Origin of the sequence: Agrobacterium sp. ST15.13.015 (assembly GCF_027871645.1) — a bacterium.
GTDB lineage: Bacteria > Pseudomonadota > Alphaproteobacteria > Rhizobiales > Rhizobiaceae > Agrobacterium > Agrobacterium leguminum.
Genome location: NZ_JAQAHF010000007.1, coordinates 54,142 through 71,824, shown reverse-complemented (window position 1 = coordinate 71,824; position 17,683 = coordinate 54,142). Strand labels below are relative to the sequence as shown.

Below are 17,683 nucleotides of genomic sequence, written 5' to 3'. Positions count from 1 at the left end.
TTGCCGCCAATCGCAAATGGTCGCTTGAACAGAACCTTGGGTTATGGAAGAGATGACGCTGGAGGTTTCCATGAACGCCCGACAGCTTGAAATTTTCCGCGCCATCATGCGCGACGGCTCCGTGACGGCGGCCGCCAATTCGCTTGCCGTTTCCCAGCCCGGCGTCAGCAAGGTGCTGCACCATCTGGAAAGCCAACTGGGTTACAAGCTGTTCGAGCGCATTGGCGGGCGGCTGGTGCCGACGATGGAAGCGCATCTGATCTATGAGGATGCCGACCGGGTTTTTCGCGAACTTGAGGTTCTGAAAAAGCTGACGCGCACGATTGGCGAGCGCAAGCTTGGCCTTCTGCGCATCGGGGCCAGCCTGCCGGTTACCTATTCCGTTCTGCCCGAGGCGCTGCTGGCCTTCCGGCAGGCGCATCCGACCGTCAAAATCCACCTCAACGCCCTGCCCAAAAAAGAGATTGCCGAACAATTGTTGCTGGGCGACATCGATTTTGCGGTAACGCTCTCCACCATTCAGGCGCCGACGGTGCGCAGCGAAATCCTCGCCTCCGTGCCGGTCGTGGCGGTGATGCGGCATGATGATGCTCTCGCCGAAATGATGACGGTCACGCCCCGCGACCTCGCCGGCAGACCGCTGATTTCCTATGGCAACCATGCGGACGAGATCGGCCCGCAGCTGAACGAGGTCTTCGAACGCGACGGGCTTGTGCGTGACGTTTCGGTGCAGGTCACCTCATCGGTCGGTGCCGTGCCGCTGGTACGCGGCGGCATCGGCATCGCCCTTGTCGACGGTCTGGTGCGCTGGAACAGTTTCGAGGGGGTGACGGTGCGCCCATTCATGCCTGAAGTAACGATGAATGTCGCCGTTTCCACCAACACGGCCCGGCCGCTCTCGCGCTTCTTCAAACCCTTCGTCGGTGAATTGCGAAAGCTCTTTCGCGCCCTTCCCGCCCAGAATTGACGGACAAAACAATACCCGCAAGGCCTGAGCCTGCGGGTATTGCAGTCCGCCGCATGTGTTCGAACGATCAGCTTTTCGGCAGGCCGGGCGGGTTGGTTCGCGATTCCGGCAGGGCTTCTTCCGATAGCTGCCAGCGATCCAGAATCTTCGCGTAAGCGCCGCTCTTGATCAGGTCGTTGGTGGCAAGCGTCAGCGCATCGGCCAGTCCCGATCCCTTGCGGGTGGTGATGGCGGCATCGGACCGCTCCGGCCAGCCGGCCGAGAGCGTGCCGACACGCTTGATGGTCTTGTCACGCGCGGCGATGAAGACCAGCTGCGCATGCGGCTGAACGATCACATCCGCCCGCCCCGCTGAAAGCGCCACAAGCCGGGTCGCTTCATCATCGTAATATTGCAGCTCGATCGGCTTCAGTCCGGCGGCGACGTTTTCGTCGCTCCATTTCAGCAGAATGCGCTCCTGATTGGTGCCGGCGCCGACGATGATCCTCAGGCCGGCCGCGTCCTTCGGCTCGCGGATGGCGGTTATGCCGCTGTCTGCCTTGACGAAAAATCCGTGCAGGCCCTGACGATAGGTGGAGAAATCGAACTTTTCCTTGCGCTGCTCGGTAACGCCCACATTCGAGATCACCGCATCGTATTTGCCGGAGGCAAGCCCCAGCGGCCAGTCCGCCCAGGCCACCGCCACCAGTTCCAGCTCCAAGCCAAGGCTGTCGGCCACCGCAAGGGCGTAATCGGGATCTGCGCCGACCACCGTTTTTGCATCCGTCGCATAGGTCGCGAGCGGGGGGCCGCCGGGTGCGACTGCGACGGTGAGTTTGCCCGGCGTGACGAATTTGAAATCCTTCGGAACGGCGGCAATCGCGCCGGGGTCTTTTTCAACCCGGATGCGGCCGGGCTGATCCGGCGACAGGTCGAAAACATCCGTTGCCGAAGCCGATGCAAAACCGGCGATTGAGAGAAAGGCGCCAAGCGTGGCCGTGGCGAGACGAGAGGTGAAGGTCATTGTGGTTTCCCGATAGAATGCCCGATAGAATGACTGTGGGACGGAGGTAGCGCGGACGGGAGGATGCCCGCGCTACCGGCTGAGTGATGTCCCACCTTCAACTCAGCTTTTTCGAAAATCTGGCCTTAGCTCTTGGGCAGGCCGGGCGGATTGGTGCGGGATTCCGTGATGGCTTCCGAGCCGAGGTTCCAGCGGGCGAGAACCTTGCCGTAATTGCCGTTCTTGATCTGGGCGTTCAGCGCGGCGGTGATGGCCTCCGCTATGCCTGCGTCCTTTTTCGAAGCGACGGCGATCTCGGCCGCTTCCGGCCAGCCGCCGGAGAAGGTGCCGACGAGCTTCGTCTTCTTCTGGCTTGCCGCCTGAAAGGCAGAGGTCGCATTAGGGCCGAGATAGGCATCCGCACGGCCGGATTGCAGGGCGACGTCAAGCACGGCCTGATCGTCATAATATTGCACCTCGGTATCGGCCAGTCCCTTCGCCTTGTTGTCCTTGATCCATTTCAGCAGGATCTGCTCCTGATTGGTGGCGGCCCCGACGATGACCTTCAGCCCTGCGACATCCTCCGGCTTGCCGATGGATGTGACCTTGCTGTTATTGCCGACATAGAAGCCGAGCAGATCGTTGCGGTAGCTGGAAAAATCGAACTTTTCCTTGCGGGCTTCCGTCACCGTGATGTTGGAAGTAACGGCGTCATATTTGCCGGATGCAAGACCGAGCGGCCAGTCCGCCCAGGCAATAGGCACAAGCTGCAGCTCAAGGCCAAGGCTGTCGGCGACCAGCTGGGCGATATCCGGCTCCACGCCGATCGGCGTTTTTGTGTCGCTTGCATAATCCACCAGCGGCAGGCGGAAGGGAACGGTCGCGACCGTCAGCTTTCCGTCTGTAATGAACTTGTGGCCGGCGGGCAGAAGCTTGATTGCCTCTTCCACCTTTTCGACGCGCACCCGCCCCTTCTGCTCGGGCGACAGGTCAACCTCCTGCGCATGCACGACCGGGATGAGCGCAGCAGTGGCGGTGAAAAGACCGCCGGCAAGCAGGGACAATAATTTCGATGAAAATGCCATGTGAGTGTTTCCTTTGTTGTTGATTAGAGAACTTTTGCGAGAAATTCGGCCGTGCGCGGGTGGTCCGGCTTGTTGAACACTTTCTCCGGCGTGCCCGTTTCGAGAATGCGGCCCTGTTCCATGAAGACGACCCTGTCGGAGACTTCGCGGGCAAAGCCGATTTCGTGGGTGACGATGATGAGAGTGACGCCGGAGCGGGACAGCTCCTTGATGACATCCAGCACCTCATTGACAAGCTCCGGGTCGAGCGCGGATGTCGGCTCGTCGAAGAGCAGCACCTTCGGCCGCAGCGCTAAGGCCCGGGCAATCGCCACACGCTGCTGCTGCCCGCCGGAAAGCTGGCGGGGGTAAGCACCGGCCTTTTCGGCAAGGCCGACGCGGGCCAGAAGATCGCGCGCCTCGGCTTCCGCCTGTTCTTTCGATATGCCGCGAACAACGACGGGCGCTTCGGCGATGTTTTCAAGCGCCGTCAGATGCGGGAACAGGTTGAAGCTCTGGAACACCATGCCCACTTCGACGCGGCGCTTCAGAATGTCCTTTTCCTTCAGCTCATAAAGCGTGTCGCCTTTCTGGCGATATCCGACCAGCTCGCCGTCGATGGCGATGAAGCCGTCGTCGACACGCTCCAGATGATTGATGGAGCGCAGCAATGTGGACTTGCCGGAGCCGGACTGACCGAGAATGGTGGTGACGCTGCCTGCCGGAATGGAGAGCGTGACATCGTCCAGCACCTTCAGTGTTCCGAAGGACTTGGAAACGCCGTGGATATTGACCGAACCGCCACGATTGCCGAGCTGGAAACTTCCCGTCCTGGCGGCAGCCGGTCTTTCAATGGGGGGCGCTGGCGTCTCCACCGCTTCCGGCAAAGGCTTGCGCGGCAGGAATGTGCGATAGAGCGTGGCAAACAGCGAGGGCGGCGGATTGCGCAGCGCGCCGCGCGAAAAGTGGCGTTCGATGTGGTGCTGAACAATGGAAAGCGCGGTCAGGATCACCAGATACCAGACGGTGGCGACCATCAGCAGCGGGATCACTTCCAGATTGCGGCGATAGATGATCTGGATCGTATAGAACAGCTCCGGCAGCGCGAGGATATAGACCTGCGACGTGCCCTTGGCCAAGCCGATAATATCGTTGAAGGCCGTGGGCAGGATAGAGCGCATCGCCTGCGGCAGGACGATGCGGGACGCCTGCCGCCTGCGCGGAAGGCCGAGCGCGGCGGCAGCTTCGAGCTGCCCCTGATCGACTGAAAGGATTCCGCCGCGAACGATTTCGGAGGCGAAAGCGGCCTGATTGAGCGTCAGCCCCAAAACGGCCGCCGCAAAGGGCGTCATCAGCTGTGTCGTATTCCAGCTGAAGAAATTGATGCCGGTATAGGGCACACCGATTGTCACGGTTTCATAGAGATAGCCGAGATTGTTGAGGATCAGCAAAAGCACGATCAGCGGGATGGAGCGAAAAATCCAGATATAGGTCCAGGAGACAGCGACCAGCAGCGGCGAACGGGAAACACGGGCAAGCGCCAGCAGGGTTCCCAACACAAAACCAAACAACGCACCGAGCGCGGTCAGGAGCAGCGTCCGGCCGAGACCCACCAGCACCGGTTCGGCGAAGAACCATTCGGCAAACACATCCCAGCCCCAGCGCGGGTTGCCGAAAACGGAATGCACGACGGCGGCAATGATGATGACGGAGAAAACCGTGCCCACCGTCCGCAGCGGGTAGCGGGCCGGAACGATGCGGAAATGGGAGTAACCGCCCGTGATCGGTTCACTCTTCTTGTCGCCCACGGCGAGATGCGGAAAATCAGAGGCTATCGTCATCGGAAAAAAGCCTTTCACGGATGTGCGGAAGAGGGTTGCGGCCGGACAGTGGCTATCGGCGCTCCTCCCGGAACAGAGACGGGTGCGGGTTCGGACAGCCATTTTTCGAAGGGCAACGACCGGATCGTCTCGGGATCGGCCGTGGTATCGAACAAAGCGCGATAACCATTGGTGAGATAAAGACCGACCGCTTCCGGCTGACGGAAGCCGGTGGTCAGATAGACGCGTCCATAACCCTGCCGGATCGCCTGCTGCTCCAGTTCCCGGAGCACGATTTTCGCAAGCCCCTGCCGGCGATGGGCGGAATGGGTCCAGACCCGCTTGAATTCCGCCGTTTCGTCGTCGTAGCGCATGAAGGCGCCGCCGGCGATCGCTTTGCCGTCGCGCAGGAGCAGCAGGAAATTGCCCGATGGCGGGCTGAAGGCTTCCGGCGGATATTTGTTCAGCTCCGCCTTCGCCCCTTCCGCATTGAAGAACGTGCCGTAGCGGCTGTCATATTCGAACAGCAACTCCTCCAGAAGCGGCGTTGCGAGCGGATCCTTGACGGATGTGTAGAAAAAACTGTCGCTCATGTCCTTGTCCTAATTTTCGCGTCAGGAGAGATAGGCTTCCGCCAGCCGCACCCAGAAGCGTGCTGCCGGCGCGATGATCGCGTCGTTGAAATCGTAGTGGGGGCTGTGCAGCGGCGCGCTATCGCCATTGCCGACGAAGAGGTAAGAGCCGGGGCGCTCCTGCAGCATGAAGGCGAAATCCTCGCTCGCCGTGCGCGGCTGGAACGCTTCGGCGATCTGCCCGGCGGCGAAATGCCGTCTGGCGACATCGCGGGCGAAGACCGTCTGAGAGGTGTGGTTGATGACCGGCGGGAAACCGCGGGAATAGGCGACCTCTGCCTTCGCGCCGAAGCTCTCGGCCTGCGCTTTGGCCAGCGCCGGGAGCCGCTCCTCCAGCCTGTCACGCACGGCAGGCGAGAACGCCCGGGCGGTGATCTGAAGCTCGACGCTTTCGGGAATGACGTTGGAGGCGGTTCCGCCATGGATGGAGCCGACCGTCAGCACCGCCATCTCGCGCGGATCGACATTGCGCGAAACGATGCTCTGCAGGGCGGTGACGAAACTTGCCGATGCGAGAACCGGATCGACCGTCTCATGCGGCGCGGCGCCATGCCCGCCCTTGCCGACGATCCGCACCTTCGCCTTGTCGACGGAGGCCATGGCGGGGCCTTCGACGAAGCCAAACTGTCCGGTGTCGACACCCGGCCAATTATGCAGGCCGAAGACGGCATCGACCGGAAACCGCTCGAAAAGCCGGTCCTTTATCATCGCCCTTGCCCCGGCGCCGATCTCCTCGGCCGGCTGGAAGATCAGCGTCAGCGTGCCGGAAAAATTCGATGTTTCGGCAAGATACCGGGCAGCGGCAAGCAGAATCGTCGTATGGCCATCGTGACCGCAGGCATGCATGACGCCCTGCGTCTGGCTGGCATAGGCAAGGCCGGTTTCCTCGACAATCGGCAGGGCGTCGATATCGGCGCGAATACCGACGCGCTTATCGCCATGACCGCGTTTCAACGTGGCGACAACGCCGTGGCCGCCGACACCTTCCGTCACCTCATATCCGAACGACAAGAGATAGCGGGCGATGAGCGCCGCCGTGCGTTTTTCCTTGAGCGAAAGCTCGGGATGCCGGTGGAGATCATGCCGGATGGCGATGCTCTCGTCGATGAAGGCAAGGATTCCCCGTTCGGCGTCGTCCTGCGGACGCGCGCCGTCAATGCGGATATTCATGGTTCTGTCTCCTGCGCGGCTCGCTACGCGCCGCGTCTTGAAATCTGCACCGGGCGGCAATCGTCTCCGCCCGGCTGCAAGCTCAGGCGATGGCCTTGTCCGACCCGTTTTCGCGGCGGGAATAGACGCTTTCCCTGAAAGGCAGGCCGAGATGGTCGCGCAGCGTCGCCCCTTCCAGATGCGGATCGAAATAACCGCGCCGTTGCAGCACCGGTATGACGAGACGGACAAAATCGTCCAGTCCCTCGGCAATCACCGGGAAGCCCAGAATGAAGCCATCGGCCGCATCGTGCTCCACCCAGCGGATGATTTCGTCGGCCACCTTGTCCGGGGTGCCGATGAAACCTTCACGCGGGGTCGCTGCCTCAAGCGCCGCCTCGCGCAGCGTCTGGTTCTTTTCCTTAGCGCGCCGCTTGATGCGGTCGGTCGTGGAGCGGAAACTGTTCTTGCCGATCTCGCCGAGTTCCGGGAAAGGCTCATCCAGCGGATAGACGCTAAAATCATGATGGTCGAAGAAACGGCCGAGATAGGCCAGCGCATCCTCGATGGTGATGAGGTTGCGAATGACGTCGTATTTCGCCTCCGCTTCCTCCTGCGTCTCGCCGACAATCGGGCCGATGCCGGGAAAAATCTTCACATCGGCAGCGGACCTGCCCTGCGCGACGGCGCTCTGTTTCACACGCTTCAGGAAAGTCTGGTTTTCCTCCAGCGAAGCGGAATTGGTGAAGACCGCATCCGCATGTTTGCCCGCAAGACCGATGCCGGCATCGGAGGAGCCGGCCTGGAATACCACCGGCTGCCCCTGCGGGGAACGCTGGATATTGAGCGGGCCTTCCACCTGGAAGAAGCGGCCCTTATGGCCGAGCGTGTGGAGTTTGGCGCGGTCGAAGAACTGTCCCGTCTCGCGGTTGCGCAGGAAAGCGTCGTCGTCCCAGCTATCCCACAGGCCCTTGATCACTTCGAGATACTCGTCGGCAATCTCGTAACGCAGCGCATGTTCGGGGTGGTTGCGGCTGTAATTCTTCGCCGTACCTTCAAGCGGTGTCGTCACGGCATTCCACCCGGCGCGGCCGCCGCTCAGCAGATCGAGCGAGGCGAACTGACGGGCAATGGTGAAGGGGTCGCTATAGGAGGTCGAAACGGTGCCGGCGAGACCGATCTTCGAGGTCACGGAGGCGAGCGCCGAAAGGATCGTCAGCGGCTCGAACCGGTTGAGGAAATGCGGGATCGACTTGTCATTGATATAGAGCCCATCCGCCACGAAAGCGAAGGCGATGCCCGCCGCTTCCGCCTTCAGCGCGGTCTTCCTGAAGAAATCGAAATTGACGCTGGCATCCACCGGGCTTTTGGGGTGCCGCCAGGCATTCATGTGCCCGCCGGGGCCCTGAAGCATGATGCCGAAACGGATTTTCTTTCTCGTCATGTCATTCCCTCCTCAGAGAAAATTACGCCGCCCGGGAAAGGCGATGCGTGGCAAGCAGTTCTATCGAGGCAAGCCGCTGATCGGCACCGACATGCGGCGGCTCGATGATGAATTCCTCGATGCCGTGCTCTTCGGAAAGCGCACGAAGCGCCTTGTGAATATCCTCCGGCCCGCCATGCAGGACGTTGGGCTTGCGCTCTTCGATGCGGTAATCGGTATCGCCGGACTGGCGGGCGAATTCCTCCGCCTGTTCTCGGCGGCCGAGGTTGAACGCCCTGCCGTCGCTGAGGAATACCCGGTAGATGCGCTGACCTTCCACCTGTCTCGCGGCATGGGCGAGGTCGCTGGCCGCAAAAGCCGACAAAGCAAGGATCGGAGCGCTTCCGCCGCTTTCTTCCCGAAAAGCCGAGAGGCTGCGGCGAAGAACCTCCGCATCGCCATTGAGATGGCCGGCAAAGACGAAATTCCACCCCCTTGAAGCCGCAAGCCTTGCGCTTTCCGGGCTGGCGCCGAGCAGAAATCTTTCCGCAGCGACCGGTGGCGCAGGTGTCGCCTGCAGTCCGGCCTGTGCGTGGTCCTGCGGCGCGGCGCCGGACAAAAACGTGGTGAGTTCACTGAAGGCCGTTTCGAAATCCGGTTTACGGGCAGGATCATAGGCCTGCTGCAAGGCCGACGTCGCCAGCGGCAACCCGCCCGGTGTCTTGCCGATGCCGAGATCGACCCGGCCGGGCGCAAGCGACGACAGGACATTGAAAACCTCGGCGACCTTGTAAGGGCTATAGTGTTGCAACATGACGCCGCCCGAGCCGACGCGAATGTGGGAGGTTTTCGCCAATATCCACGAAACCAGCGCTTCCGGTGCGGAACCGGCAAGCTCCGGCGAATTGTGATGTTCGGCCACCCAGAAACGGCGGTAACCCAGCTCTTCGGCGCGCCTGGCAAGATTGATCGTGTCGCGGAATGCACTCGCCGCGTCCTCACCCGTTGGAACCGGGCTCTTGTCAAGCAAACTGAGCGTATACATCATCACCTCGCGTGTCTTTGATGCATACTTTGTCTACCGATTTTATATTCTAATAAAGGATGATCGTTCCACGTTGCAGCGCGATCAGAGAAAATATTGTTTTCAGTGATGTTTTCGGAAGCCAGCCCTTGCAAAGCCATCGATAGAGACGAAGGAATGGCGCCAAAAGGCTGCAACAGGCCGCTTTCAACGCCAAACCCGGACGAAACGGGCTTGCGCCGGAATTCGCTAAAAACTACTTAGTAAGTTAGGAATAATATGGCTCGGCGCTGCAAAAACGCGCCGACTCTCTTTTCGGATCATGCGATGTTGACCAAAAAAGGCAAATACGGATTAAAGGCTCTTGTCGATCTGGCGCGGTTGCCCCAGGGCGAGACCGCCTTCGTGACCGAAATTGCAACCCGCAACAATATCCCGAAAAAATTCCTGGATACTATTCTTCTGGAGCTGCGCAATAGCGGCATTCTGCGCTCCAAGAAAGGCCCGAATGGCGGTTATTCGCTGTCGAAAATGCCATCGGAAATCATGATCGGGCAGGTCATCCGCACGCTGGACGGACCTCTGGCCCCCATTCGCTGTGCAAGCCGCACGGCTTTTGAAGCCTGTGACGACTGTGATGATCCGGAGACCTGTCAGGTCAGGGTTTCGATGACGGACGTGCGTGACGCCATCGCAACCATTCTGGACAACATGACACTCGCACAATTCGTGGCCAAGGACGGGCAGAACGCCCGTTCCATTCCGGCCGGCGAATAGGATTCCGCACGGCCCTTCATTCGAGCTTCGCCTATTGCCCGCGCAGATCGTCGTCCAGCGACGCGATCAGCCCGGCTTCACTGACGCCTTCGACAAGGCCGAGGCGCGCCATCAGGATTTCAAGCGTGATGGCATTGTTGCGAACCGAACGAAAGGTGACGTTTTCCGCTCCCACCTGGGCCGCATCGATATTGGCCGCAAGGCTGGATATTTGCGCCTTCAGGAGTTCGATGGCGAGAAATATTTCGCCTATCACGGGTCGCGCCGCGCCATCGCCGGCCAGCCTGTCGATCAGCAGCGCCGAAAGTTCACGCTGCTTCTGCCCCAGAGCCACGGCGGCTTTCAAAAGGGTGGAAACGGAAACGGCCAGATTTCCCGCGCCCTGAGCCAGAAACACCACCTGATCCGCGCGTAACAGACCTTCCCATGACGTATTGGGGCGGTTGCGCAGAACAACGAGCAAAGGCTGCCCGGCCGTGTTGACGGCCGGCACGACAATCCAGTCCGCGTCGCCCCTCACCGAGCCCGCAACGTCATCGGGAAGCCGCAGGGCGTAGTCGTCTTCCGTCACCGTAACGGCCTGATCCAGATCCGCGGCAGATATTGCCAGTGCGAAGGTCTCGCCAAGATCGAGACGGGCGAAGAGCGCCTTGCGCTGGTCTTCGCTGCCGGCATTCCTGATGAATTCAAGCGCGGTGAAATGTTCAACGAGATCATGCGCCACCGCCGCATCGGCTGCGGAAATGATGGCGAGCGCCTGCGAGAGAACATCGTTGGTGATGTCCGTTCCGCCCAGTTCCGTTGGAACGGAAAGAGCAAGAAGACCGGAACGGGCGATCCGCGCATGGATTTGCCCGGGACTTTCAACGGCGCAGTTTTCGGCGATCGTGCGGGCAACGGTCAGCACATCGATATCCGCGCCGAGGCGTGGAGGAACGAAACGAAGTCTTTCGCCGAGAGGCGTGACGGATCCCATGCTCAACTCCCTCAAAGAATGACAAAGTGAAAGCGCCGAACGACCGGCGCTCAGTCCAGAGAATGATAACGCCCGTTTTGATAGAGCAGCGAATGGCCGGAGCCGATGCGGATCGCCTCAACCTTGCCGATGACGATGACGTGGCTGTGCCGTTCGATCGTCTCTTCAATGGTGCAATCGATCGCGGCAACAGCGTCTTCGAGAATGGGCGCACCGCTCGACAGCCGTGTCCATTCCGCACCGCGATACCGGTCCGGGCCCTTCAGGCCGCCGATGCCGGCAAACTGATTGGCGACGAACTGATGGTTCGCCCCGACGATGTTGACGGCAAGATGACCGAAACGCTGCACCACCGGCCATGTGGATGAGGATCGGTTGAGCGCCACCAGAATGCGCGGCGGATCGACCGACAAAGCGGTGGCCGAGGTCACGGTCGCGCCCGTTCGCTCGTCGCCCTCACCCGCCGTAATCACGCTGACACCTCCGCCCAGCGTTCTCAGCGCCGCCTTGAGGCTGTCGGCATCCGCCGCCCTGCCGGCGACCGGGTCGCGGAGGTTGATGAATTGTTGATCCTTGGCCGCATATTGCAATGTCATCGGGTTGCTCCTGAAAACAGCTGAATTGTTCAATAGCTAGCAGCGGCAGCGGGGGGTGAAATAGACATCGTTTTCCATAATGATAATATTCTATAGAAATAATGTTTTATGTGTCGCCGTCCGATTTAGCCCCGCCGCAAGGATATCTGCCGAAAAGGTGGGAGGCAGAGGTCGCCTCCCGTCGAAGGATCAGGATCCGGACACCAGCTTGACGTTGCCGCCATGACCGCCACCACCGAAAACCTGTTTCGCGCCGAAAGAAGATCGTATCTGGTTGCGGGGCCCGCCGAGCCCGATTTCCGGAAACAGCAGTTCGGATAGCCGATAGGCTTCCTCCAGATGCGGATAACCCGAGGCGATGACGGTATCGATGCCCAGCGCCTGATATTCCCTGAGCCGCGCCGCCACCGTCTTCGGCGAACCGACCAGCGCCGTGCCCGCACCCGAACGGACGAGACCTATGCCCGCCCACAAATTCGGAGAGACTTCCAGCCGGTCGCGCCGGCCATTGTGGAGCGCCTGCATTCTCGCCTGGCCGACGGAATCCGAAGCCCTGGAGAAGACCTCCTGAGCGGATGCGATGGTTTCGTCGGAGAGCTTCGAGATCAGCCGCTCGGCATCGGCCCATGCTTCCTCATCGGTTTCACGCACGATGAAATGCAGGCGGATTCCGAAGGTAACCTTGCGCCCTTTTTTGGCGGCGGCGGCGCGCACCTTGGCGATCTTTTCCGCCACCTGCGCCGGCGGTTCGCCCCAGGTGAGATATTTGTCGGTGATACCGGCGGAAAACTCGATGCCGGCATCGGAAGAGCCGCCAAAATAAAGCGGCGGGCGCGGTTCCTGCACCGGCGGCAGCCCGAGTTTCGCGTCCACCGCCTTGATATATTTGCCGTCGAGGCTTCCCTTGCCGGTTTCGATCAGCGAATTGAACACCTGGAAGAACTCATCGGCGTGATCGTAACGCTCGTCATGCGGCAGGAAAATGCCGTCACCGGCCAATTCCTGCGCGCTGCCGCCAACCACGATGTTGAGAAGCAGCCGGCCATGGGAAACGCGATCGAGCGTCGAAGCAAGCCGCGCATAATAGGCGGGCGAAGCGACGCCCGGACGGATGGCGACGAGGAATTTCAGCTTCTCGGTATAGGCAGCGAGATTGGCCGCAAGGATGAAGGATTCTTCACAGGCGACACCGGTGGGGATGAGCACGCCTGAATAACCGAGCCGATCGGCAGCCTGGGCTATTTCCCGGAAATAGCCGGGATCGGCAGGACGCGAAAGATCATCCGAGCCGAGATAGCTGCCATCGCCTGAGGTAGGTATGAACCATAGAAAATCGAGTGGTTTATCGGATGTGCTCATCGGCAGGTCCTTTGCAATCTGCCCTTGGGCAATGCGCTTGATGATAAAAGGGTAGCCAATTCCCCGGCGCGTTTAAGAAATTTTGTTCCAATTTCCATCCGGCGAGGAGAGTTTCTCTCCCGGATGAACCGCGCTGCAAAGGGAAAAGGAACCCTCGCTGATGGTCGTCAGAAGACCGGATAAAGGCCGAGCATCGCAAAGTTCATTTCGCAGATCTCTTCCCGTTCGAGTTCGAGATCGCTTTTCTCCTGCCTGATGCGTCCGGAATGATCCAGAGGATGAAGGCTGACCTGTTCCTCTTCCCGCGGCTGACGCCGGGTCAAACCGAACAGATCGAAAGTAAACGCATGAAGTCCCTGCGGCATGTGCGCCTCCTTTGCTCAACTCCCCTTATCCTCAGGCGACCGTCCGAAATCGTCAATATTTTCCATAAAATTACTATTCTATAATTGGAGGATCGCCGGCAAATGTGGACTAAGGTTGCGGCGGCGGGAAAAAATCCGTTTCCGGCTGCCAATAATCGGGCACGGAACCGAACGATCAGTCATTTCCTCAAAAATGTGCTTCGCCCAGGGCAGTCAATCTACGCAATCTCGATCCGGCCACCGCCTTTGCCGATGCGCCATCTGCCTTCAACCGCTCGAAAAGAGCATAACCCTCAGGCCATCGTCCGTAGCCGCTGGCAATATTGATATGTCCGACGGCGCCGAGATTGATGAGATCGCTCCCCCACAGGCTCGCACTGCGCGCGTACTCTTCGCAATCCATATAGGGATCGTTCATGCTGCCCACGACGAGGCTGGGAAAAGCAAGCGGTTGCTGCGGAAACGCACCGAACCGGACGATACAGGGATGCATCGCCTCTACGCGGTCGAGATGGGCGGGTGCGACCAGAAGCGCGCCCTTGATTTTGGCGGCGGAGGGGCGAGACGCCATATTCGCCACCAGCAGGCAACCGAGGCTGTGGGCGACGATATAAGCGCTTTCGACTGTCGCCAGCGCTGCCTCGAGACGTTCGAGCCAGTCCTCGAGAACCGGGCATTGCCAATTGTCCTGATCGACCAGCCGCGAGTCGGGATCATCCAGCAACCAGTGCCGCTGCCAATGTCCTTCATCCGAACCATTCAGGCCAGGGACAATCAAGGTGGTACACATGCCTGCTCCATGGGTTGTGGGCGGTATGTCGCAAGCATGGTGAATTTCGCGATTTCCGTCGACTATTGCCTTGCTCACCTTTCGAAGCCTCGCGAAAAATCGATCCAGACAATTTCGATCATGCAGAAAATGCGTTCTCCATGGCGGAAATAATTTCGCCCAGAGGGAATCATTTCCTCAAATTTTTTATATAGAAAATATGTGCAATATAGGCTTTCCAGACGGAAAGCTTTTCCTCCGCCGCATCACAAAAGAAACGTCGCTGCTTCGCCGGACCGCCGCCGCTTTGCCATTCTCGCAGCTGCGGAGGCTTGCGCCTCGCGGGAGACACAAGCGGTGAAGGCCAAACGTCAGCAGGGCCATTCCACCGCACCATAAAACGAAAATTCAGGCGGATAATGTGATCAGCACAAGCGAATTTCTCTGGTACATCCCCAATGACGTCAAACCCGGCCACCGGGGCGACGCCGTCAGCGAAAATCACAATAGTCTCGATACGTTGACGAGCCATGCCAAAGCGCTTGAAACCCATGGCTGGAAAGGCGCGCTGCTCGGCACCGGCTGGGGACGTCCGGATACATTTACGGTGGCGGCGGCGCTTGCGGCCCGCACCACCACATTCGAGCCGCTGATCGCTATCCGTCCCGGCTACTGGAAGCCCGCCAACCTCGCATCCGCCGCCGCCACGCTCGACCAGCTTTCCGCCGGTAGAGTTCGGATCAACATCGTTTCCGGCAGGGATGAGCTTGCCGCCTATGGCGATGAAGAAGGCGATCAGGCGCAGCGTTATGCCCGCACGAAAGAATTCATGCGGCTGGTGCGGCGGCTCTGGACCGAGGAAAACGTCACTTTTAATGGCGATCATTTCCGGGTCACGAACTCCACCGTTTCGCCGCGCATCGCCGTGCGCGAAGGCCGGCCGCATCCCAAACTCTATTTCGGCGGCGCTTCCGAAGCAGCCGAGCAGGTTGCCGCAACCGAGGCCGATGTGCAGCTTTTCTGGGGAGAACCGCTCGCTGGCGTGCGCGAAAGGATCGAGCGGCTGAGGCACTTCAGCGAAAAGCTCGGCCGCGATCTGCCGCCGCTGCAATTCGGCCTGCGGATCACCACGCTGGTACGCGAAACCACAGCCGAGGCATGGCGCGATGCGGAAGCGAAAGTTGCCGAGATGGCCGCAAACAATGGCGTACGCTGGAACGACCATCTTCAGGCCGTGGCGGTCGGCCAGCGCCGCCTGCTGGATTTGCACCGTCAGAGCGACGTGCTGGACGATAATCTCTATACCGCGCTGGGCAAATTCGGCGGCGGCGGGGCGGGAACTACATGGCTTGTCGGTTCGGCGGAAGATGTCGCGGCGTCACTGCGCAAATATCGCGCGCTGGGCATCAGCCATTTTGTGCTTTCCGACACGCCCTATCTCAAGGAAATCGAACGGCAGGGCGAGAGATTGCTGCCGCTGCTGCGGGATTGATGGGCGTAACCTGAAAATGGGCGGCCCACCTCGGACAGGGCCGCCCTTTTGCTTTCAGCCGCCCGCCGCCTTGATGCTCTGACGACCGAGAATCGTTCGGATCATATGGCTCTGCGGCGCATGCGCCCTTGCCGTTATGGCGTCGCGGTGATGGCGCTCAAGGTCGTAATCCCGGCGCAGGCCGCGATTGCCGCCAAGCTCCAGCGCCAGATCAGTCACCGCCACGGCATTGTCGATGACCACATGACGAACGGCCAGTGCATCGGTTCCCACCCTCTCCCCCGCATCGACATCGCGGGCGACCGAGAGAAGGAGGCGTCGGTTCGCCGCCAGCAGCACTTCGATCTGGCCGAGACCTTCCTGAATGCGGGGGATGGAGGACAGCGGCGCGCCAAGACTTGCCGGAACATGGCCATTCAGATGGCGCAACAGATCGTCCCGCGCCGAAAGCGCGACACCGTGATAGACGGAGGCCAGCAGAACGAAGAAATTATACCCGTCCGCTTCATCGCGCCGCAGTGGCTCATCCGCCGGCTGCTCGGCGACGATATCGGCAAGCGGCACCTTCACGTCTTCCAGCACCAGATCATGGCTGGCTGTGGCGTACATGCCGGTCGCCTCCCATGCTTTTTCCTGGGCGATGCCAGCCGCATCGAGAGGAACAAGAAGCTGGATGAGGCGGGGCGCCTCTTCCGTCGTCACGGCAAGCACGATCGCCCATTTCAGGCCCGGCAGGCCGGTGACGAAGCTCTTGCGGCCATTGACCACCCAGAAATCGCCCTCGATCCGCGCCGTCGTTTCCGGCAGGCCGCCATGGGCCGGCGAACCGACACCCGGCTCCGCCTGCGCATTGTTCAGGAGCGCCGGTTCCCTGCCATTGGCGGCCAGTACCTTTGCAGCAAGTGCTGCCGGCCACTTGCCGCGCCGGATCGCGGCATGAACACTATAGTGCATGGCGAGGATGAGAGCGGTCGACGGATCGCCTTTGGCAATGGCCGTAATGACGGCATGTGCCGTCTCCATGCCCTCGCCCCACCCGCCATCCTTTTCAGCCGTGACGAGACCCAGCAGGCCGGACTTGAAAAGCGCCTCGAAATTACCGGCGGCGAATTCGCCGCTTTTGTCGTGGTCCGCAGCGGTCAGGCTGAAATCCGCGGCCAGCGCGGTTGCAACGGCGACGGGATCTGGCCGCTGCGCCGGTGCGGTCGCAACGGCGGAAAGTGCAACGCTCATGCCACCGCCCTTTCATTTGCCGGGACGAAACGGTCGTCGATCCAGTCGCCCAGATCGAAGTCGTTTTCAAGGAAGCCCCATTGATGCAGGAAGTCCTTGTAATGGCCGACGGCACCGACAAGATCGGCATCGAGGCCGAGACCGAGATGGCGGTGAACCTCAGCTCCATTGGCGGCCAGAACCTGTTCCTCCGTCGCACCGGCCTCGCGCGCGATGAAACGGCGCGTCTCTTCCGGGTGCTGTTCCGCCCAGAGCGAGGCCCGGGCGATGGCGCCAACCAGCCGCTGCACCAGATCGGGGCGCTCATCGGCAAGCCGTCCGTCAACCGTCAGCACGCGCGGAGAACCGGAATTGATGCGGATCTTCGGGTCGGGGTGAAAACCGAACTCGGCCACTTGCACCGCACCGATCAGGTTCGCGGCGGCAATACCGGCCGTTCCCTTCACGAAAATCGCATCGACCTCACCCCGCAACAGCGCGATGATCTCCTCACCGAAGGATTGCCGGCGCTTCAGGCCGAATAGCGACGGCCCTTCCTGCGAGGCCAGCACCGAATCCTTGATGACGATGTCCTTGAGCTCGACATCCTCGACCTTTAGCCCTTCCAGCGAAAGCGCCGAAACAATGCCCTTCAGCGCCGTCGCGCGCATGAAATCGACAATGCCTTCCGGTCTGCGCGGCACGCCGAAACGGCGGCCGACGAGATCGGCAAGCGAGCGGATACCGGTCTCCGGCAGGGTGATGATTGCCTGAAACTCATCCGTCCACGTCACCCCGATGAGACGCGTATTGCGCCCTTCCGAGCGGGCGCGGATGGGCGGCACATTGCCGCCGTGGCGGAAGGACCATTCCAGCGTGTGGTTGAAATGGCTCTGACGAACGGAACGGTCAGGCGAATCGATGATGGATTTCAACGCTATGCCGACTTCCTCGAAGGTCTCGCCGAGATAACCGAGCTGTGCCGCCAGCCCCACCGGCGTGGGCACGGGGCAGCGTGTATACCAGATTTCAGAAAGTGTCGTGCTCATGGCTTTGGCCTCGATGAAAGGGAAAGG

General features: G+C 60.6%; 17 protein-coding genes. 3 read left to right on the top strand and 14 right to left on the bottom strand.

The window, feature by feature from the left end:
• The first annotated feature begins 43 nt into the window (after nucleotides 1-43).
• The gene (locus PIB16_RS12755; protein WP_080857347.1) at nucleotides 44-967 is read left to right on the top strand and encodes a LysR family transcriptional regulator; all 924 of its coding nucleotides are present in this window, start codon (nucleotides 44-46) and stop codon (nucleotides 965-967) included.
• Nucleotides 968-1,034: 67 nt separating this feature from the next.
• On the opposite strand, the gene PIB16_RS12750 is transcribed toward PIB16_RS12755, so the two are convergent.
• From PIB16_RS12750 to PIB16_RS12720, 7 genes are all read right to left on the bottom strand, one after another.
• Nucleotides 1,035-1,970, bottom strand: coding sequence for an ABC transporter substrate-binding protein (locus PIB16_RS12750; protein ID WP_271045679.1), 936 nt, complete (start codon nucleotides 1,968-1,970; stop codon nucleotides 1,035-1,037).
• Between the two features lie 125 nt (nucleotides 1,971-2,095).
• The gene (locus PIB16_RS12745; RefSeq protein ID WP_271045678.1) at nucleotides 2,096-3,034 is read right to left on the bottom strand and encodes an ABC transporter substrate-binding protein; all 939 of its coding nucleotides are present in this window, start codon (nucleotides 3,032-3,034) and stop codon (nucleotides 2,096-2,098) included.
• 23 nt (nucleotides 3,035-3,057) lie between these two features.
• The gene (locus PIB16_RS12740; protein ID WP_271045677.1) at nucleotides 3,058-4,854 is read right to left on the bottom strand and encodes an amino acid ABC transporter permease/ATP-binding protein; all 1,797 of its coding nucleotides are present in this window, start codon (nucleotides 4,852-4,854) and stop codon (nucleotides 3,058-3,060) included.
• Nucleotides 4,855-4,868: 14 nt separating this feature from the next.
• Entirely contained in the window at nucleotides 4,869-5,426 is a 558-nt protein-coding gene (locus PIB16_RS12735) for a GNAT family N-acetyltransferase (RefSeq protein ID WP_080857350.1), read from the bottom strand.
• A gap of 21 nt (nucleotides 5,427-5,447) precedes the next feature.
• Complete coding sequence (locus tag PIB16_RS12730) at nucleotides 5,448-6,635, bottom strand: M20 aminoacylase family protein (RefSeq protein WP_271045676.1); 1,188 nt, start codon at nucleotides 6,633-6,635, stop codon at nucleotides 5,448-5,450.
• A gap of 82 nt (nucleotides 6,636-6,717) precedes the next feature.
• Entirely contained in the window at nucleotides 6,718-8,058 is a 1,341-nt protein-coding gene (locus tag PIB16_RS12725; protein WP_149741747.1) for an LLM class flavin-dependent oxidoreductase, read from the bottom strand.
• 22 nt (nucleotides 8,059-8,080) lie between these two features.
• Complete coding sequence (locus PIB16_RS12720) at nucleotides 8,081-9,085, bottom strand: LLM class flavin-dependent oxidoreductase (protein ID WP_271045675.1); 1,005 nt, start codon at nucleotides 9,083-9,085, stop codon at nucleotides 8,081-8,083.
• Between the two features lie 303 nt (nucleotides 9,086-9,388).
• Between PIB16_RS12720 and PIB16_RS12715 the strand changes: the two genes are divergently transcribed.
• Nucleotides 9,389-9,838 carry an RrF2 family transcriptional regulator gene (locus tag PIB16_RS12715; RefSeq protein ID WP_059753414.1) on the top strand — a complete coding sequence of 150 codons (450 nt, stop codon included), beginning with the start codon at nucleotides 9,389-9,391 and terminating at the stop codon, nucleotides 9,836-9,838.
• Between the two features lie 31 nt (nucleotides 9,839-9,869).
• Here the strand turns inward: PIB16_RS12715 and PIB16_RS12710 are convergent, their stop codons facing one another.
• From PIB16_RS12710 to PIB16_RS12690, 5 genes are all read right to left on the bottom strand, one after another.
• A complete protein-coding gene (locus PIB16_RS12710; protein ID WP_174039953.1) occupies nucleotides 9,870-10,814 on the bottom strand; it encodes an acyl-CoA dehydrogenase family protein in 945 nt (314 codons plus the stop codon).
• 50 nt (nucleotides 10,815-10,864) lie between these two features.
• Entirely contained in the window at nucleotides 10,865-11,410 is a 546-nt protein-coding gene (locus PIB16_RS12705; RefSeq protein ID WP_149741745.1) for a flavin reductase family protein, read from the bottom strand.
• 189 nt (nucleotides 11,411-11,599) lie between these two features.
• Nucleotides 11,600-12,769 carry an FMNH2-dependent alkanesulfonate monooxygenase gene (gene ssuD / locus PIB16_RS12700; protein WP_020808882.1) on the bottom strand — a complete coding sequence of 390 codons (1,170 nt, stop codon included), beginning with the start codon at nucleotides 12,767-12,769 and terminating at the stop codon, nucleotides 11,600-11,602.
• Nucleotides 12,770-12,936: 167 nt separating this feature from the next.
• Nucleotides 12,937-13,134 (bottom strand): hypothetical protein, encoded by a 198-nt coding sequence (locus tag PIB16_RS12695; protein WP_003524684.1) that lies wholly within the window; start codon nucleotides 13,132-13,134, stop codon nucleotides 12,937-12,939.
• A gap of 187 nt (nucleotides 13,135-13,321) precedes the next feature.
• The gene (locus PIB16_RS12690; protein WP_271045674.1) at nucleotides 13,322-13,924 is read right to left on the bottom strand and encodes an alpha/beta hydrolase; all 603 of its coding nucleotides are present in this window, start codon (nucleotides 13,922-13,924) and stop codon (nucleotides 13,322-13,324) included.
• Between the two features lie 400 nt (nucleotides 13,925-14,324).
• On the opposite strand from PIB16_RS12690, the gene PIB16_RS12685 reads away from it, so the two are divergent.
• The gene (locus PIB16_RS12685) at nucleotides 14,325-15,395 is read left to right on the top strand and encodes an LLM class flavin-dependent oxidoreductase (RefSeq protein ID WP_271045673.1); all 1,071 of its coding nucleotides are present in this window, start codon (nucleotides 14,325-14,327) and stop codon (nucleotides 15,393-15,395) included.
• Nucleotides 15,396-15,449: 54 nt separating this feature from the next.
• On the opposite strand, the gene PIB16_RS12680 is transcribed toward PIB16_RS12685, so the two are convergent.
• Together PIB16_RS12680 and PIB16_RS12675 are read right to left on the bottom strand one after the other, a co-directional pair.
• Nucleotides 15,450-16,628 carry an acyl-CoA dehydrogenase family protein gene (locus PIB16_RS12680; RefSeq protein WP_271045672.1) on the bottom strand — a complete coding sequence of 393 codons (1,179 nt, stop codon included), beginning with the start codon at nucleotides 16,626-16,628 and terminating at the stop codon, nucleotides 15,450-15,452.
• Nucleotides 16,625-17,656 (bottom strand): ABC transporter substrate-binding protein, encoded by a 1,032-nt coding sequence (locus tag PIB16_RS12675; RefSeq protein ID WP_065657170.1) that lies wholly within the window; start codon nucleotides 17,654-17,656, stop codon nucleotides 16,625-16,627. The genes PIB16_RS12680 and PIB16_RS12675 overlap by 4 nt, the downstream gene beginning before the upstream one ends.
• Between the last annotated feature and the right edge of the window lie 27 nt (nucleotides 17,657-17,683).

Excerpts from the sequence above, each read along its gene's own strand:
- PIB16_RS12755 (WP_080857347.1), top strand. The coding sequence starts at position 44 with ATGGAAGAGATGACGCTGGAGGTTTCCATGAACGCCCGACAGCTTGAA.
- PIB16_RS12750 (WP_271045679.1), bottom strand. The coding sequence starts at position 1,970 with ATGACCTTCACCTCTCGTCTCGCCACGGCCACGCTTGGCGCCTTTCTC.
- PIB16_RS12745 (WP_271045678.1), bottom strand. The coding sequence starts at position 3,034 with ATGGCATTTTCATCGAAATTATTGTCCCTGCTTGCCGGCGGTCTTTTC.
- PIB16_RS12740 (WP_271045677.1), bottom strand. The coding sequence starts at position 4,854 with ATGACGATAGCCTCTGATTTTCCGCATCTCGCCGTGGGCGACAAGAAG.
- PIB16_RS12735 (WP_080857350.1), bottom strand. The coding sequence starts at position 5,426 with ATGAGCGACAGTTTTTTCTACACATCCGTCAAGGATCCGCTCGCAACG.
- PIB16_RS12730 (WP_271045676.1), bottom strand. The coding sequence starts at position 6,635 with ATGAATATCCGCATTGACGGCGCGCGTCCGCAGGACGACGCCGAACGG.
- PIB16_RS12725 (WP_149741747.1), bottom strand. The coding sequence starts at position 8,058 with ATGACGAGAAAGAAAATCCGTTTCGGCATCATGCTTCAGGGCCCCGGC.
- PIB16_RS12720 (WP_271045675.1), bottom strand. The coding sequence starts at position 9,085 with ATGATGTATACGCTCAGTTTGCTTGACAAGAGCCCGGTTCCAACGGGT.
- PIB16_RS12715 (WP_059753414.1), top strand. The coding sequence starts at position 9,389 with ATGTTGACCAAAAAAGGCAAATACGGATTAAAGGCTCTTGTCGATCTG.
- PIB16_RS12710 (WP_174039953.1), bottom strand. The coding sequence starts at position 10,814 with ATGGGATCCGTCACGCCTCTCGGCGAAAGACTTCGTTTCGTTCCTCCA.
- PIB16_RS12705 (WP_149741745.1), bottom strand. The coding sequence starts at position 11,410 with ATGACATTGCAATATGCGGCCAAGGATCAACAATTCATCAACCTCCGC.
- ssuD (WP_020808882.1), bottom strand. The coding sequence starts at position 12,769 with ATGAGCACATCCGATAAACCACTCGATTTTCTATGGTTCATACCTACC.
- PIB16_RS12695 (WP_003524684.1), bottom strand. The coding sequence starts at position 13,134 with ATGCCGCAGGGACTTCATGCGTTTACTTTCGATCTGTTCGGTTTGACC.
- PIB16_RS12690 (WP_271045674.1), bottom strand. The coding sequence starts at position 13,924 with ATGTGTACCACCTTGATTGTCCCTGGCCTGAATGGTTCGGATGAAGGA.
- PIB16_RS12680 (WP_271045672.1), bottom strand. The coding sequence starts at position 16,628 with ATGAGCGTTGCACTTTCCGCCGTTGCGACCGCACCGGCGCAGCGGCCA.
- PIB16_RS12675 (WP_065657170.1), bottom strand. The coding sequence starts at position 17,656 with ATGAGCACGACACTTTCTGAAATCTGGTATACACGCTGCCCCGTGCCC.